Source organism: Pedobacter terrae (assembly GCF_036946585.1).
GTDB lineage: Bacteria > Bacteroidota > Bacteroidia > Sphingobacteriales > Sphingobacteriaceae > Pedobacter > Pedobacter terrae_C.
On the sequence record NZ_JAQIIV010000005.1, the window covers coordinates 102048 to 119875 of the forward strand.

A 17828-nucleotide genomic window follows, 5' to 3' on the forward strand; every position below is an offset into this window, starting at 1 on the left:
TCGTTACTCGAAAACGTAGAAAAAAAAACGTTTCAATGTTAAAATAGCTGCGCCAATAAAACCAAAAATAAATCCACCTAACACCAAACCCTTTAATTTGCCAAATGATTTTTTTGCCAATGGGTAAACTGGCTCATCAACAACCTGTATAAGAGGAGCGTCCTTACGCAAGCTAATCTTAGCCATTTCCAGATTCTGAACAAGGGAACTTAAAATTGCTTTATTTGTTTCAGCTGAAAACTGAGATCTTTGCATAGGGGCAATTCGTTGGATTTGCCTTGTAGGGTTCAAATTTGGTGTAGCATCAGCAACAGATGCGGAAGAGTAGATAGCCCCATTCATTACTGTCCGGACAGAATCTGTTTTTTGCTGGAGGATTTTTACGTTGTAGAGTGATTTTTTTGTTTTGGTTTGAACGTAAAAATCGTTAACATTCTTAACGATCTGTTCGTTAAAGTTTTTTGAAAAAAACTCATCTTCAGACTTGACATCAGCTACAATGATACTTAATTTTTTATCGGGTTTTGCGACATTCAGGCAGTTCTTTGTTATGTCTCCAACAATACTCCCCATAACGCTATCTCGGAGTCTAATGTTTTTAACTGAACGGTAATCAGTCGTGTCAAATCTCAGTGCACCAGCTGCCGATTCCTTTCCCCATTTTTCGCGTAAGTTATGAAAGGAAATATATTTTTCAATAAGCATTTCACGCTTTCCATTATACACTACCTGAGTAAGTAGTGTCTTTTCAATCATTCGCCGTGACTTATATAATTCTATAATGTTATCGCCTTGAAATATTCCGCCCCCCCCAGCATTGATGTCAACACCAGCCATTGATGCAAGGCCAGCTAATGAGCCCAAACCAGAAGATGAGTTTTTCTCTTCCTCCAAAACAAAGGTTGTAGTGGCAGTGTAGACAGGTTTCTTTTTAGAAGCATACCAAAATCCTAAAACTCCACCAACAACTACGAGTATAGAAAGTAAAATCCAGTTCTTGAACAAAAAGTAGAACCAATCTTTTGCAATAAAAAAAAGCTCCCTTAGTGAAATATTCTGCCGATCTCGCTGGCCCATTCTTGAACCTTTTTCAATAGTCATCCTAAATATCTTTAAATATAGTGATCATGCCCTACCTGAGTATACTCATAATTATCGCGCCCAATGACGCAACCGCAGTGCCAATTCCAATCCAACTTTGCGCTGTTAAGCGCTCCCTTTCTGCTCTCTTCGGCACTAATATCTCTGCACCAGGTTTAACAACTGGATAATTATTAAAGAATAAAAATTTACTCACTGCCGCTGCAGAACCATTAGCATATTTAATATAAGTTCCACTTTTTCTCGCATTTGAGGTAAAACCACCTGCACCATTGATATATTGCCTTAAGCTTTTTCCTGGCTGATAAACGATATTATTTGGATTGAGTACTTCTCCTGTAATCCGAACGGTTTGTAAGGTACGGGGAACACGAATAATATCACCATCCTCTACAATCAGATCGTACTTACCTAACGGTTTTTCCAGGATACGCTCCAAGTTAATGCCGACCAAGTCGCTTTGAATCAGTTTCTGCTCAATGTCTGCAGATAGGGTATCTTTTGTACCAGCTTCCTGCGCCCTTTTTAGGTTAAGGTATTTTTTATCTTCCTCTTCCTTATTGTTAATGGCATTCTTATCTGCTGGATTTACTTTTTCTGCTCCCGGACGTTTCAAACTTGCCCCTTCAACGTAAGCATAAGAGGTAAGTCCGCCGGCTCTTTTGATCACATCAGAAATACGTTCATTTTTATTTGTAATGGTATAAACGCCGGGATACAGCACCTCACCTTCCAGTTTGATCTGTTTTTGAATGGAATAACCTTCCGCATTTCTGACTGATACGATATCAAAAGGCTGAAGCACAAAAGTAGGCCCCTCAATTTTCAGATTACGATCAACCGAAAGGGTAAATATTTCTGCTGTACGGGAATTTTTACCCACCGTATCTGCACTTTTAACCCTCCTGGAAATTTCAATCCGGCTAGGGGTAGCCCCTTCTTTAAATCCGCCCGCCATTTGGATTAAATCCTGGACACTGGTATTATCTGCATACTGGAAGGTGCCGGGCTGCCTCACCTCGCCCTGTATACTCAGCTTATATTCATCTCTCAAGTCAAACAGAGACGATATGGTCACTTTATCTTCTCTCTGCAGCGGAATGTCAGCCTGTGCGCCAGACATGATCTTGGCCACGTCGAAGGAAAGTAAACTGGCCGTATTGTCGAAATTCAAACGGTTGATATAACCCCTGTTTAAAAAAGCATCTTCCTTCAGTCCATCGGCTTTCGTAATCAAACCCTTTAGCGTCGCCGCATCTTCTAATGAGTAGATTCCAGGACGAAAAACAGCCCCATTGATTTCTACCTTATTGGCGAAACGGTCCAAAATGGCATCTACAATAAATTTATCGCCATTCTGAGGACTATAGCTATTGTATTGCGTGCTTGGAACATCTATGATTTTGCGTTCTCTACTGGTATTTTGCAACACTTTAATATTAGCGCTATAAGCTTCAGTTGAAAAGCCACCCGCAAAACGCAAAACATCAGCAAGGCTTTCACCCGATACCACCTCAAACAAGGCAGGTCTTTTAATCTCGCCAGACATTTCAACACGTTTTTCATACACAGGAATATTAATCACATCCTGATCCTGTAAACGGATATTTCCTTTTTGGACACCATTCAGTAAAAAGTCGTACACATCAATAGTGGACACCACCTTGTTCCCTCTGATGACCTGGATTTTACGAAACGATCCGTTTTCATTTGGTCCACCCGAAGCATTTAAAGCATTAAATACTGTTGACAGGGAAGAAAGGGAGTAAGATCCCGGCTTTACCACTTCACCAACTAAGGTGATTTTGATTGTCCGGATATTGCCCAGGTTTACCGCCACACTTGTTCTGCCCGATTTTAATGAAGGATAGGTGGATCCAAGACTGCTACGGATTTTACTGATGGCCTGTTCAATAGTTAAACCGCCAACGGAAATGTTTCCAACATACTGCAAACGGATCACCCCTTCAGGACTCACCTTCAGTTTATAACTCGCTTCATTGTCCCCACTCAGGTCGATCAATAATTCATCATCTGGCCCAATGACGTAACCTCTGGGCGTAGCCAATCGGAGATTAGGTTCGAATGTAAGGTTACTGCTGGAAAAAAGTTCTTTTCCAAAAATTTTAGGTTTTAAGCTCTCGAAAATATCGGTATTAGTATAACTATTATTTGTAATTTTGGTTGAATCACGGTTAATCTTGACCGCTGTTCGTGACCGATCATCAGTTTGTTCTGTATTGCCGTTTGCTACATTGCCACCAGCTGTACCTTCCTGCTTTCTAATTTTCTCTACCCTTAATCGTAGTTTTTGAATTTCCTCGGCTTTCATACCTTGCGCAGCAGCCATCTGCTCCAACTGTGCGTCGTTATAGCCGATAGATTCAGCACGCTGTATCAATTGCCTGATTTGTGTATCACTTAGGTCATCAACCTTTACATTTGAATAATTAGTCTGAGCCATTGACTGTTGGAAAACAGTAAGTATGATCAGAAATAGTAAGGTTGTAAATATGTTTTTCAACTTCATTAGGTATAGGAAGTATTATTTAGTTATATAATGATTATTCGAAATAGTTCAATGTATTAAATCCACCTTCTTTTAAATACTGATCTTTTTTCATGACCTGCAAATCGGAATGCACCATATCTTTCACCAATGCTGCCAAATCGTATTTAGGCTGCCAGCCTAACTGTGTTTTTGATTTTGTAGGGTCGCCAAGCAACAGATCAACCTCGGTTGGCCTGAAGTATTTGGCATCAACCTGAATCACGGTTTGACCTGGTTTTAAAGTATTTGCATTTAACCCCAGGCTAAGCATTAATTCTTCGTCAACACCAATTACCACGCCTTTTTCATATTCATCTTTTCCGCTGAATTCTATTTCTATTCCGAGTTCAGCAAAACTCATCCTTACAAAATCCCTAACGGTTGTGGTCACACCGGTTGCAATCACATAGTCTTCGGGTTTTTCCTGTTGCAAAATCAGCCACATGGCTTCAATATAGTCTTTTGCATGCCCCCAATCCCGCTGTGCAGACAGGTTACCCAAAAACAAACATTGCTGTAAACCAAGCGCAATTTTAGCCGTAGCCCTGGTAATTTTGCGGGTTACAAAAGTTTCCCCTCTTAACGGACTTTCATGATTGAACAAAATCCCATTACAAGCATACATTCCGTAAGCTTCCCGGTAATTTACGGTAATCCAATATGCGTACATTTTTGCCACAGCATAAGGTGAACGCGGATAAAAAGGCGTGGTTTCACTTTGAGGTACGGCCTGCACCAATCCATATAATTCTGAAGTAGAGGCCTGATATATTTTGGTATTGGTTAGCCCCAGTATCCTAATCGCCTCCAAAAGCCTCAATGTACCTATTCCATCTGCATTGGCAGTATATTCAGGCATCTCAAAGCTCACGTGCACATGGCTCATCGCTGCAAGATTATAAATTTCATCGGGTTGCGTTTCCTGGATAATACGGATCAGGTTTGTCGAATCCGTAAGGTCGCCAAAATGAAGTTTGAAATTGACATCGCGCTCATGCTGATCCTGATACAGGTGATCGATCCGATCGGTATTGAATAATGACGACCGCCTCTTCAAACCATGAACTTTGTATCCTTTTTTGAGCAGAAATTCTGCTAAATAAGCTCCATCCTGACCTGTAACACCTGTTATTAGCGCAACTTTCATAAACTTTATTTTGATAACTTTTTAAGGGAGCAAACATACATATTTTTTTTAGCTAAATAATAGAAAGGGCTGGCTCAACTCGCAATAAGCTAAAAAAGATATTCGCAACCACTTTCTTTCCTGACTATCAGCAATTAAAATATAAATGTTTAACATGATCTACTTCTGATAAATATCTTTACTTTTGACCTTGATATCCAATTTAAATGAAAAAAATTATACTCCTTTTAATTCTACTGTCGCAGTCACCCTTCATTTTTTCGCAGACAAGCGCAGACTATAACTACTCTATCGGTTTAAGAGCCTATAGTGTAATGCAATTACCTAAAGTACTCAATCAGACCAACTATCAGGATTTCAACCATACCTATGCCAATGCACTATTGATGAAATTCAACGATAACCAGATCAGTTACCGGGTTGGGGGGAATTTTTACAGAAAAGACGTTACCTTTCCGAATACCTGTGCAAACTGTGAAACTGCGGCAGGAACACTGACCGATTTTGCCTTCAAAGTTGGATTTGAAAAGAATTTTACTTATTCCCGTATCCAACCCTATTTTGGAGTAGACCTGGGGTACCGTTCCAATCGGTTTAGCGGTAATACTTACCCAGGCACTACGATGTACTCGGCTACGGCAAGGTATGCGGAGTCATCAAAAAATGGACTGGTCATATCACCTGTGATTGGCCTTAAGCTCAATTTATTGCCATATATGAACTTATTTGCCGAAAGCAGTCTTGACTTTTTCTATTCATATGAACGTCAGGATTTAACAGAAACAAATGGCACATCGAGAACAGTTAATACCTATCAAAAATCAGAGTTTTTGCTTAACCTCTTCTCTGCCGGGGTCCAGTTTAACATCAGCAGGCGAAACTAGGTTTAATTGAAGAGCGATTTAAGAAAAAAATCAAGGGGAAAAATTCGACACTGCTGTTAGAACCTCAGTTTGATTACAAACCGGAGTTTGATTAATGGGCTTTAATTTGGGTTATCTGGCGCCTTGCATAAACGGTCGTCACCCTGGACTTCTGCCCCGGCCAGTCAGACGGGTGTTTCGGGGTCTTTATAGTAAGGGGGGGGGTATCAGGAAAGATGCTGACCACGCAGTAGCTACAAGGCAATTAAAAACACTAGCACTACTTGTAAAATAAATTCAGCATGACGATCGCATGAGGTAAAGCGGATAAACGCGAACTATGATTCCAATATAAATCGAACTCAAGTTTATAGCGCCAGATGCACAGGTACATATCTTCTCTTTTAGCACCCTCTCGTTTGGATAATTAATATTTTTTCTAAATAAATGCCTTCTTGTAGCTTGAAAGATAAGGTTGTATCAAAAAGATTTACACTGGCCCATCAAACAACTTATATTTTGATACGTCGTCATTCCCAATTTAATTGGGAATCCTAATGCTATTGCAGGGCGCTTTAAGATTAGCTTCGCTGAGCAAGTTATTGCTCCCGCCTGCGAGAGAATGATGGGGAAAGAAATAAAATTCTGTTCTAAATTGCGACTTAAAATGTTATGCCAATAACAGCAAGCTTATTTCCTGATTGCTTTTTCCCATACCGCCGATTGTTTTCCCTTAAAAAACCGGAAAGCACCGGCAATTACGGCGTAATTCATCATGCAGAAATAATAAGGGATGAATAAGATTTTAAGCCTGATTTTCCGCTTTTCCAGCCATAAACCGGAAAGAGCCATCAGGTAAAACAAAGTTTGCAGCAAAAACAGCACATTATACATAACACCGCCGTGCTGTGAGATAATTATTATGTTAGCAATATAAGCTAAAATCAGTGCCAGCGGCGTTACTGTCCACCTCAGCACACGGTGGCTAATGTACTGGAATGTAAGTATGGGATCCCTGAAAGGGTTTAACAGCGATTTTAACCAGATAACCGACTGGATGCCTCCAGCTCCGATCCTTATTTTACGTTTAAGCTCTTCACTGATATTGGCAGAGGAGGTTTCCTGGGCGAAAGCTTCTGGCTCATATTTGATGCGATAACCTTTTTCTGCAATCCGCATCGAGATCATAAAGTCATCAAGGATACTTTCTTTGGGCACAGGATAATAGAGTGATCTTCTGATGCTATATAATTCACCTGCCGCCCCCACAACGGTATGCAGTTCCGAATCCCATTGCTTCAGCTTTGATTCATATTTCCAATAGATCCCTTCTCCGGCTGTCGCATCGGCATGTTTGTCCGTATATATTTTTTTCTCTCCCGCAACCCCGCCTACACGTTCATCTGCATAGTGTTTGCAAAGATGAAACAGTGCATCAACATTGAGGTAGGTATTGGCATCAGTAAAAACAACAAGCTCAGTATCCACATGCTCCATAGCGCGGTGCACAGCTGCAATCTTTCCTTTACGATCTGAAGAATGCATTAAATGAATCTGCGTATAACGCGCAACAATTTCTGGCGTACGGTCTGTGGAGCCGTCTGTAACAAAAATGAGCTGAAGTTTTTCGGGAGGGTAATTAAGGGCAAGCGTGTTGTTAATCTTCTCCTCAATAAAATCCTGTTCATTAAAAGCCGCTACAATAAGTGTACAGGTTGGCAGCTTCTGATCACTGAAAACTTTCGGGATGCCGGGCGCAAATACACGTTTAACCAAAATGATGAAATAGAGTAAAATCCCATAGCCGATATAGGTATAAAAAACCAGCAGAACAGAGATGATAAAAAAAGCATGCATAAAATAAAGTTAATTGGTATTTGTTACGACGATTAAAATGAATTGGTATGATGGCTAAGGTTCCAAAAAACAGCCCTAAACATGGCTGTAACATGTTTAAGCTTGCCCTTGATCAGAAACTTAAAAATGTTCCTTGGAAACACAATCAGGCTAAAATAAAAGCAGAACAGCACCTGTTTATAAAAAGTGAAATGCTTTCTTACCAGCAATATCCGGTTTCTGTTCAGGTAATAAACTTTTAAGGGGCTGTCTGCCCCAACTGAAACGGATTCTTTATGGTAAATCTGAGCAAACGTATTCACCCGGATCTTAAATCCCGCTTTCCGGATGTTCAGACTCCAATCCATCTCTTCGTAATAAAGAAAAAAGTTTTCTGCCATTAATCCAGCCTGCTTACAAGCTTCACGGGAAATCATCATTGCTGCACCATGGGCAAAAGCGGTGATGAAGACTTTGTCGTCGTACTGCCCTTTGTCGTCCTCAAACTGCCCCAAACATTGATTTCTAGCGGTAAAGGAAGTAAGTTCTGTGAAACCGATGTACTGGATTTTTCTTGGATATTCAAAATACCTGATTTTTGGACAAACGACTCCTGTATCAGGAAAATCGTGAAAAGTTAAACTCAGTCTTTCCAATAGACCTTCCGTAAATTCAGTATCATTGTTAACCAGGAAAAAGTACTCTCCATCTGCGGCTGCTATACCGAGGTTGTTTCCTCCTGCAAACCCAAGGTTCAGCTCCGATTGAATAAATTTGACCTCAGGGTACCTATCCTTCCAAACAGGAATAAAATTTTCACGACTGCCATTATCAACAATGATGATCTCTATGTTGGGGTAAGTGTTTGTTGCGAAAATGGAATCCAGTAACTGCTGGGTTACCGTAGGTTGGTTATAATTTACACTGATAATGGAAATTTTTTTGCCCGGCAGATTTTCAGTCAGAGTCATCATCGGTTGGTTACGGTTTCGGAAAGTTGTGGTCCATTTTTAATTGCGCTTATCATCTGCCGGCTTTGAGCAGTAGCTAACAGGTGATCCAATGGCTCTGCGGTTAAATCTACTTCTAATTATGATCAAATTTATAATAATAATCACACTAAAAAGACTTAAAATTTCAGGAAAAATAAACCATAGGGCGTAAACTCATTGAATATCTATTCCTCTTTATCTGCAAATCCTGATCTTCATATGTAGTTTACAACTTAGCATGCTAAAGAAAAGGACTGATTATTTAATAAAAAATTGCATTTATAAGGGTTCTATTTATATCTTAGATTTTTCGAAAATTTAGACCCGCATGCTCTTTAATTCCCTCGATTTTTTCCTGTTTTTCTCTACCGTCCTCTTACTTTACTATTTTTTGCCTAAAAAATATGTGTGGATGATGTTGCTGGCTGCGAGCCTGTTTTTTTACATGTGCTGGAAATGGGAGTACATCTTTCTGCTTTTTTTTCCCGCAACCATAGATTTTTTTGTAGCGAAGCAGATAGAGAAAACTGCACAACAGCGGCAGAAAAAAATGCTTCTTTGCATCAGTATCATCACCAACCTTGGGCTCCTTTTCTACTTTAAGTATTTTAATTTTTTTCTGGACAGCATTAATACAACGTCTGCCTGGCTTGGATCACCAACCTTATTACATAGTGCAAAGATCCTTCTCCCTGTCGGGATCTCTTTCTATACCTTTCAGAGCATCAGCTATACCGTGGAGGTTTACCGTGGAAATATGATTGCCGAAAAGAATTTTGGCAGGTTCGCGCTTTTTGTGTCCTTTTTCCCCCAGCTGGTAGCAGGTCCCATTAACCGGCCCCAGGTACTTTTACCGCAGGTGAACAACTTAAAACCGCTCGAAGCTGACAACCTGATTATTGGTGCCAGAAGAATATTGTGGGGGCTGTTTAAAAAAGTGGTGGTGGCAGACAGGCTGGCATTTTTTGTCAATCTGGTGTATAACAATCCCGAATCATACCATGGCTTATCCGTTCTTTGTGCCACTATATTTTTTGCCTTTCAGATTTACTGCGATTTCTCGGGCTATTCTGATATTGCCATAGGCGTAGCTAAAATGATGGGCGTTGATTTGATGAGAAATTTTAATAAGCCTTATTTCTCTTCATCCATACGCGAATTCTGGAGCAAATGGCATATTTCCCTGTCTACCTGGTTCAGAGATTATCTCTATATCCCGCTTGGCGGAAATAAGGTGGGAATGGGCCGCTGGATATTCAACTTATTCATTACTTTTCTGGTATCGGGGGTATGGCACGGGGCGAGCGTAAATTTTATTATCTGGGGCGCGCTACATGGGTTGTTGATCTCGCTCGAATCGTTAAATCAAAGAAAAAAGTTCTTCAATTTTAAACTCCCGCGATGGATGGGCATACTCTGGACATTTTCAGCGGTATGTTTTGCATGGATTTTTTTCAGGGCAAACAGCCTCCATGATTCTTTTACGATCATCAAAAACCTTTTTGATTATAGCCATTCCTTTATTGCAGAGATCAGGCAATCAACAGGAGCTGATCTTTACAACTTTGCTGTAGGGTTTCCGCTGATTTTCTCACTGCTGATCTTTGAAGGTTTTTGGGGGAACGAAAGGGTACAATATTATTTCTATGCCTATCGGTCGGTACGCTTTTTAAGCTACCTGACTTTAATTCTATTTATTGCCTTGTTTGGGGTACTGGTATCACAAAGCAGTTTCATTTATTTTCAATTTTAGCCATGAAGAATTTTTTTATTCAGCTGTTTAAACTACTTCTGATCTGCTATCTGATATTCTGGTTGCTGGATGAAGGCTTTACCTATGTATTTCAAAAAGGCAATTACACCAAAATCCAGTGGCTGGATAAGATCAACAATAAGACGTTCGATTTTGCCGTTCATGGAAACTCAAGGGCCTATACCTCCCTGGATCTAAAAATGATTGAGGAACAGACAAAAAAGAAAGGGATCAACATCTCCGTAGATGGCAGTTCGATTACCGATCAGTACCTGATGCTAAAGCTGTTTATATTAAAAAATAATAAAATCAAAAAATTATACCTGCAGATAGATCCTTTTTCTTCCAATACAGAGCAAATTTTTGATTTTGCCGTTCCCAAATTTTTCCCATACCTGAAAGAGCCTGTGGTATTTGACCATTTTAAACAGTTTGGATATGAATGGTATGCTTATAGATATATACCTTTTTACCGGTATGCGAAATACAATACCCTATGGGGCATTCACGAAGTAATTAATGATGGATTTAATATACTGCCCCAGGATTTCGACAGTTATGGCGATTTCTTCTATCCTGACGCGACCTATAAGGGGCCAACGAAGCTAAGAGACCTGACTTTCGATTTGAAAGGTAAGTATAAATTCCTGAATGATATCATTGCGCTTTGCAAGGCCAATAAAATTGAACTGATTTTATTCACCGCGCCGGTGGCCGATATTAACATTGATGAGAAGTATAAAAAGAATATAGCCGATTTTACCCTACAGATGAAGAGGGATAAAGGGGTTGAATATTTAAATTTTGGAGATATCTATCAACATGATCCAACCTTTTTTTATAATGAAATCCACATTAACCGAAAGGGTGCGGAAGATTTCACCAAACGGATGATGCCGGTTTTTGAAAGGTAATAATCATTATTAGCTTTCGGCCTCCATCCATTAAACCTTTAACTTGACTTCGATGAATAATGTGGCTTTCAAAGCTATTCATCGGATACAGGCGGGAAAAATCTTTTAAACAAGTTTAATTACTCAGTTTAAAGATCTCTCCATTTCGCTTCGCTACAGTCGAGATGACGATTTTTTTTTGAGGAGTCTGTCGATGTTAGGAATAATTTATGGTATAAAAAACAATATTAATGACGCTTTTTGCTTACCACAAGTCTTGCCCAAACTAACGATGAAAAATCGGTACAGATCCGCCGCCCCTGCATTACCTAACTCAATAATACCAATACCTGATCGATAATTATTTAATTAAAACACGGTCTTGTAAACGACCCATCCCTAACCGATTCGTCATGCTGAGGGATAATTATGATATAAAAATCAATATAAATGATAGTAATTAATCCTCATGTAAAAATTCACTCGTGTTACCGTCCTTTCGAGCGGAGTGCAACACAGTCCAGAAATCTCACTAAATAGATCTCTCCACTTCGCGTTACTGCGGTCGAGATGACGACCATTTTATTGGAGTCTGTTAATGGTAACTTGTTTTCAGCATCTTTTTTTCATGATGATCAATATTGAGTGAACTTAGATTTTAAAGAAATTATCCTCCGAGTACCCGTTTTATTCTTTTTAAAGAGCCCTTTATTAATCCGCCGTCAAGTTGTATTCTTCTGTCGGTGGTCCATGTCAACGCCCTGATATCGGTAACCAGATGGAGTTTTCCGAAACCCTTATTGCGCAACTTGAGTGCCAGCCAGCCATCTTCATTGGTTCCTGCCGGATGATTAAAACCTTCTACGGCCATGCCCTGCTCTCGCCTGAAGCCCGAATTAAATCCATATACATTTACGGCCTCCTCTTTAAAAACCTTGTTGATCCACCTGGAAAATCGGGACAGGTGTTCATAAAAAAAATAGGTCACCCGGCCTGTTTCTGCAATAGGCAAAAAAGCGAATCTACCATAAGTAAGGCAAATCCCGGGGTTCTCCAAAGGAGTAGTCATCTGTTCAATCCAATCAGCAGGATAAATGGTATCCGCATCTGCATTTAAAATATATTTGCCCCTGGCCACTGCAAGGCCAGCGTTACGTGCAAAAGTTATTCCCTGTTTGCTTTCCAGAATACATTGCACCCCGGTACTTTTAACAAGCGCTTCAGTATTATCAGTAGAATTATTGTTCACCACAATAATTTCTACCACTCTTTTTGTTTTATTGGCAGCCAAAGAGGCAAGGGTAGGTATGATATTATCCTGCTCATTAAATGCCGGCATCACCACTGATACTTCCGGAACACCATTGGAAATGGTTTTATAGGAGGCGTTGGCCCTGGCGCCCAACTCCTGGAAGGTGAACCGTTTATCAATAAACTGTTTAATATGTTCAGGAACTTTGATTGGCCACATAACTGATGTTTTAAAACACAATATTAAATAAATACTTCAATAATTTTAATGTTTAGGATATATTTGAATGGGTAACAGGAACAAAACCTCAAATTTAGATTGATAAGGTTTAAAAACATGAATAATAATTTTAATTCCCTAAATTTGTATGTTCTACCGAAAACAAAAAGCCTCTAATTCAAACGAATGTCCAAACAAAGAGAAACTATCCACATTGTTATCGCAACGGATAACCACTATGCAATTTTATTGGCGCCCTTGATCAAATCAATACAGGCTAATCATAAAACCGGTGAGCAGATTGCCTTTGCCATTATTGATAATGGAATTTCCAAACCCAACCTTCAAAAGCTGAGATCAATGGTTGATGGCCATGATTATACCCTCACCTTTCATGAGATGCAATCGGTTCTTCCAAAAGATATGCACCTTCCCATTGACGGTACAGGGATGCCGCAGATTACCTATATGCGAATGTTTGCGCCTTATATTGTGGGCAGTAATGCAAAACGCGTTCTTTATTTGGATGTAGACATGATTGTGAATAGGGATATCTCTGAGCTATGGTTGGTGGAACTGGACGATAGAACCGTAGGTTGCGTACAGGACCATTCAGCAACGGTAAGTTGCGAATGGGCAGGAATCCCCAACTACAAGGAACTTGGACTAGACCCGGAAACAAAATATTTCAATGCAGGCCTGTTGGTGATTGATATCGAAAAATGGAAAAATGAAAATATACCGCAAAAAATACTGACCTGCGTGGAGGAAAATAAAGATTCAGTGCTTTTAGCAGATCAATATGCCCTTAATGTGGTTTTCGCCAATAAATGGAAAGAGCTTGACCACCGCTGGAACTGCAAGGCTGGTGTAGATGTAAAGGATCCCTTCATCATGCATTTTATTGACATTAAGCCAATTTATTCATCGTATAATGGTAGTCAGTTTTACAAAAACGAATTCTTCCGGTATCTTCAAATGACACCTTGGGCAGACTTTAAAATTGTCCCTAATTATGTCAGGATTTTTAGAAAAGGGTTTTACAAAGTAAAAAAAACGGTCAAAAAAATTTTTGCATTGAAATAAAATAATAAATTTATAAATGTTCAGATCCACACCTGTAAACTGCACTATAAAAGGTCAAAACCAGGAGTGGAAATCTTTTCCAGCTAACCATTATCAGTACATGCAGTCAAAAGCGTTCAATTTCCCACAGGTCACCTTGTTAATTACCCATTTTAACAGGCCGGCCTCCCTTGCCAGATTACTTTCTTCTTTCGCTTCATTAGGCTGCACCTTTGGGGAAATTATCGTATCAGATGATTGCAGTACAGCTGAAAACCTCCAGCAGGTCAAAAAACTCCAGTCGGAATTTGATTTCAAGCTGATCACTACACCAACTAATGCCGGACTAGGAAATAATATTAATAAAGGACAGCGAAATGCGACACTTCCGCTGACGCTTTATGTACAGGAAGATTTTGTTCCACTCGAACTGTTTCCAGAGAAACTGTCTGCATCAATCGGTTTTATGCAGGATGACCCTACTTTGGATATCGTTCGGTTTTATGCCTATCAGCGTTTTCCTTTCCTGAAACCATTTGCCGAAGGTTTCTCCGAAATGCATTTTAATCCTAAAGACATTTTGAGTACCTATAATAAATTCTACCTATATAGTGACCACCCACACCTGAGAAGAAGTGATTTTTTAACCAAGTTTGGAGATTATAAGGAAGGGGTTAATGTAGAAAAGGCAGAATACAGCATGATGATGTCTTTTCTTAAACGCAAGGGCAGAGGATTATTTTATGAGGACTTTAAAGGCCTTTTTGATCAAAAGAACTCAAGTGAAGAACCCAGTACATTTAAGCGGAACTGGAAGCGGCATCCGACCAATATCATGATCAGGGTAGCGAGGCACTTTTACAGACACATTAAATTTAACCTGAACTATTATTTTTAAGTGTGCGCAGCGCTTATCTTTTTGATTGGTGCAACATTACCCAATATTTGCCGACTAAATTACCACAAAACCCCTGGCTGGCATCAGCATAAAAAATGAAAATAGCTACAAAATAACCTGTGACATGCTAAGGAAATTGATTGTTAAAATTTTAGGTTTATATACAAAAATCAGGCACTATAACGTCCCCGCGAATTACCGCTATTTTTTCAGGGACACTTATCTATGTCAGGTCATCCAGTGGAAATACCTGATCAGGGATTATGTAATTAAAGAACCTTACAAAAAAATATCCTTTAGCGGGGAGTTTACTCCTGACCTTGCCTTTGCACTGCCATTTGCCTACTGGCATTTCAAAAACGGTACCCTATTGCAAACCGAAGGGGCAAAATATACCGCCGAGCTGTATTTTTTTTCACCTGAACACCTTGAAACATTCGATTCCAGGACTACGCCGGGAAACTATAATTTTGAAACACCCCGCATTCTTTATAGCCAGAACTACAATATGCGCAAGTGGGCGCAAGTTCCCTTAAAAGAATTGTATAGCAATGAGATTTATCGTTATAGCAAACCTATACTGATTATTGCCAACCGCTATAATATGGAATGGGATGGTCCACCGATCAGTTTTTTAAGCATCGCACTTTTAGACGAACTGATTAACAGATATAAAGCTGAATACCAGATTATTTACAATAGGCCCAGACCTGAACATATCACGAATGACAACAGCGATATTTATGATTTGAACGAATACGGCTGGATTGAACAGCAGCACCCCGAAGTGCTGTTAATGGAAAACATGTTTAAACAGAACCTGGGCAAAGCCAGAAACTTTAACCATTTCCAGCTTATGGTTTACGCAAATGCGGAACATTTTATATCTACACATGGAGGGACAGGTGCATTGGCAAGCTATTTTGGCGGTATTAATATCCTTCTTTCTAAAAAAGGGCCGGAACACTATTTTAATTGTTTTACCAAACTTTACCCTAAATTTTCAGATGCAGCAGTATACCATGCAAAAAGTGACCAGGACGTATTAGAACTGGCAGCAACGCATCTGGGAAAAAAAATATTACATCCAAATCGGTCCTAAATGAGTGAGACAAAAAATAACTATTGGATTAAATCTGGGATTCTCAATATTCTACAGAACTTTTCCGGCACGCTAATCAACCTTGCGATATTTTTCGTACTGGTAAGGCTTCTTACCAAAAATGATTATGGTGTGTGGGGAATTTTTCTGCAGACGGTAACCATCCTCGAAATCATCCGTAATGGTCTTATCCAGAGCGCACTGATTAAATTTATGTCTGGATCTGAAAAAAAAGAGCATTCAGATATCTTTTCTGCAACCCTTACCATTAGCGGAAGCCTTACGGTTGTTTGCATTTTACTGAATCTGATTTTTGCCGGGTACCTTTCCAGACTGCTCAAAGCACCGGAACTTGAACCGATGTTCCACCTGTATAATATTGTATTTATTTTTTCAGGAATCCTGACCCAGTTCAATTGTATTGAGCAGGCCAACTTTAAATATACGGGTGTTCTTTTCAGCGGACTGGCAAGACAGTCCGTATTATGCTTGTTCCTGTTCATATGCCTTTTTTTCCGGATTAAAACTGACCTGATGACACTGGTATACGTACAGATTGTAGCGGTAATCATTAGCATTGCGATCTCCTGGGCTTATGTTAAAAATTTCATTAGCTTCTCTTACCGGTTTAGTAAAGATTGGATCAGCAGGATATTTCATTATGGCAAGTATGCATTCGCTACCTCGGTCAGTTCAATCCTTTCGGGCACAATAGATCAATGGATGCTGGCGGGCATCATTTCCCCGGCTGCTTCCGGCTCCTTCAATATTGCCGTAAGAATTGGTAATCTGATCGATATCCCGACCAATGCCGTGGCCACCATCGTGTTTCCACAAAGTTCCAGGCGTATAGAAACTGAAGGAAAAGAAGCCATCAAATATCTCTATGAAAAATCAGTTGGTACCATCCTGGCCATGGTTATTCCTGCCATCATTTTTATCTATCTATTTGACGGACTAATTATCAAACTGTTAGCAGGAGACAAGTATGCCGATACCGTTCCTATACTCAACATCACTTTACTGTATTGCATATTTGGTCCATTTGGAAGACAGTTTGGGGTAATTATTGATTCCATTGGAAAAACAAGGGTTACTTTTATCATCGTCATCGTGAATACCTGCGTAATTTTGATACTGAACTATTTCCTCATCCGCCGATACGGGGTAATTGGCGCAGCATATGCTACCCTTATCGCCAACATATTCGGTTTTAGCGTATCGCAGGTTATTTTGTGGAGAGAACTTAAGGTGAATGCACTTAACGCATTTATATATGCCTATCGCTTTTATCCCGAATTCATCAATAAATATATATTAAAAAAGGCGAATCTATGATTGGAGTAAAATTTATTGGAAGGCTTGGAAACCAGATTTTCCAATACGCTTTCTTTGAGTATTTAAAAGCAAACAACAAAAGAAAATCGTTTTTTTTTTGTAAATCCCCATCACGCCTATCTGACCAAATATTTTGATCTTGGAACCATAGATAATCTGACCTTATCTTCAAAGCTCTATTCAGTATATACCCGAATGTTGCCCAAAATATTGAAATTCAATGAAATTTATATTGAAAGCATTCAGGTACCAAGGCCGGTAGAAGTAAAAGAATGGACGATTTATAAAGGGTTCTTCCAAACCGATTTTTATGTGAGGAATATTCCGGAAGGGTTTAACATCAAACTTAAAAAGAAATTTACCGATCTTTTTGAGGCAGAATTCGGACCTATTTTCCGGACGAATAAAACGATTGTGGTTCACATCAGAAGAACGGATTACCTGAACTATGGCAAAAGGGACATATCCCTGCCCATGTCTTATTTCAAGACCAGGCTGGACGCCCTTGGCGATACTAAGGACTGTAAAATTTATTTTGTTAGCGATGATATTGAATATGTAAAAACTTATTTTGGCGAACAGCCAAATTATATATTCTCATCAAATAATGAGATAACTGATTTCCAGATTATAAAAAATGCAGATATTGCCATTATTTCCAACAGTAGTTTTGCATGGTGGGCCGCTTATCTTTCAGAGAAAAACAATACGGTTTATGCGCCTAAAAACTGGTTAGGATTCCGTATTGGCAAGGAGCATCCGAAAAGGGTGATGACAGATAAGTTTATATGGTGCGACGTTTTTGATCAAGCTTAATT

At 39.5% G+C, this 17828-nt stretch carries 14 protein-coding genes; 8 read left to right on the forward strand and 6 right to left on the reverse strand.

Annotated features, from left to right (window positions below):
- Positions 1-3: 3 nt before the first annotated feature.
- From PGN18_RS09485 to gmd, 3 genes are read right to left on the reverse strand one after another with little or no spacing between them, the layout of a single operon-like run.
- A complete protein-coding gene (locus PGN18_RS09485) occupies positions 4-1101 on the reverse strand; it encodes a Wzz/FepE/Etk N-terminal domain-containing protein (protein WP_335319224.1) in 1098 nt (365 codons plus the stop codon).
- 31 nt (positions 1102-1132) lie between these two features.
- A complete protein-coding gene (locus PGN18_RS09490) occupies positions 1133-3631 on the reverse strand; it encodes an SLBB domain-containing protein (protein WP_335319225.1) in 2499 nt (832 codons plus the stop codon).
- 34 nt (positions 3632-3665) lie between these two features.
- On the reverse strand, positions 3666-4799 hold the full coding sequence (gmd, locus tag PGN18_RS09495) for a GDP-mannose 4,6-dehydratase (RefSeq protein ID WP_335319226.1): 1134 nt from the start codon (positions 4797-4799) through the stop codon (positions 3666-3668).
- Positions 4800-5005: 206 nt separating this feature from the next.
- Here gmd and PGN18_RS09500 point away from each other — a divergent pair, with 206 nt between their 5' ends.
- A complete protein-coding gene (locus tag PGN18_RS09500; RefSeq protein WP_335319228.1) occupies positions 5006-5683 on the forward strand; it encodes a hypothetical protein in 678 nt (225 codons plus the stop codon).
- Between the two features lie 669 nt (positions 5684-6352).
- Here PGN18_RS09500 and PGN18_RS09505 read toward each other — a convergent pair.
- Together PGN18_RS09505 and PGN18_RS09510 are read right to left on the reverse strand one after the other, a co-directional pair.
- Positions 6353-7519, reverse strand: a complete 1167-nt coding sequence (locus PGN18_RS09505; RefSeq protein ID WP_335319229.1) for a glycosyltransferase family 2 protein — start codon at positions 7517-7519, stop codon at positions 6353-6355.
- A gap of 32 nt (positions 7520-7551) precedes the next feature.
- Positions 7552-8472, reverse strand: a complete 921-nt coding sequence (locus tag PGN18_RS09510) for a glycosyltransferase family 2 protein (protein WP_335319230.1) — start codon at positions 8470-8472, stop codon at positions 7552-7554.
- A 346-nt stretch (positions 8473-8818) separates the two neighbouring features.
- Here PGN18_RS09510 and PGN18_RS09515 point away from each other — a divergent pair, with 346 nt between their 5' ends.
- Both PGN18_RS09515 and PGN18_RS09520 read left to right on the forward strand, forming a co-directional pair.
- Complete coding sequence (locus PGN18_RS09515) at positions 8819-10243, forward strand: MBOAT family O-acyltransferase (protein ID WP_335319231.1); 1425 nt, start codon at positions 8819-8821, stop codon at positions 10241-10243.
- A 2-nt stretch (positions 10244-10245) separates the two neighbouring features.
- Positions 10246-11157 (forward strand): hypothetical protein, encoded by a 912-nt coding sequence (locus PGN18_RS09520; RefSeq protein WP_335319232.1) that lies wholly within the window; start codon positions 10246-10248, stop codon positions 11155-11157.
- A 646-nt stretch (positions 11158-11803) separates the two neighbouring features.
- Here the strand turns inward: PGN18_RS09520 and PGN18_RS09525 are convergent.
- A complete protein-coding gene (locus PGN18_RS09525) occupies positions 11804-12607 on the reverse strand; it encodes a glycosyltransferase family 2 protein (RefSeq protein WP_335319233.1) in 804 nt (267 codons plus the stop codon).
- Positions 12608-12793: 186 nt separating this feature from the next.
- Here PGN18_RS09525 and PGN18_RS09530 point away from each other — a divergent pair, with 186 nt between their 5' ends.
- From PGN18_RS09530 to PGN18_RS09550, 5 genes are all read left to right on the forward strand, one after another.
- A complete protein-coding gene (locus PGN18_RS09530) occupies positions 12794-13693 on the forward strand; it encodes a glycosyltransferase family 8 protein (protein WP_335319234.1) in 900 nt (299 codons plus the stop codon).
- 16 nt (positions 13694-13709) lie between these two features.
- On the forward strand, positions 13710-14570 hold the full coding sequence (locus PGN18_RS09535; protein ID WP_335319235.1) for a glycosyltransferase: 861 nt from the start codon (positions 13710-13712) through the stop codon (positions 14568-14570).
- A 124-nt stretch (positions 14571-14694) separates the two neighbouring features.
- On the forward strand, positions 14695-15672 hold the full coding sequence (locus tag PGN18_RS09540) for a hypothetical protein (RefSeq protein ID WP_335319237.1): 978 nt from the start codon (positions 14695-14697) through the stop codon (positions 15670-15672).
- Positions 15673-17010 (forward strand): flippase, encoded by a 1338-nt coding sequence (locus PGN18_RS09545; RefSeq protein WP_335319239.1) that lies wholly within the window; start codon positions 15673-15675, stop codon positions 17008-17010. It begins immediately after the preceding gene.
- 195 nt (positions 17011-17205) lie between these two features.
- Positions 17206-17826: an alpha-1,2-fucosyltransferase gene (locus tag PGN18_RS09550; RefSeq protein WP_335319240.1), complete on the forward strand. Its 621-nt coding sequence runs from the start codon at positions 17206-17208 to the stop codon at positions 17824-17826.
- Positions 17827-17828 lie beyond the last annotated feature (2 nt).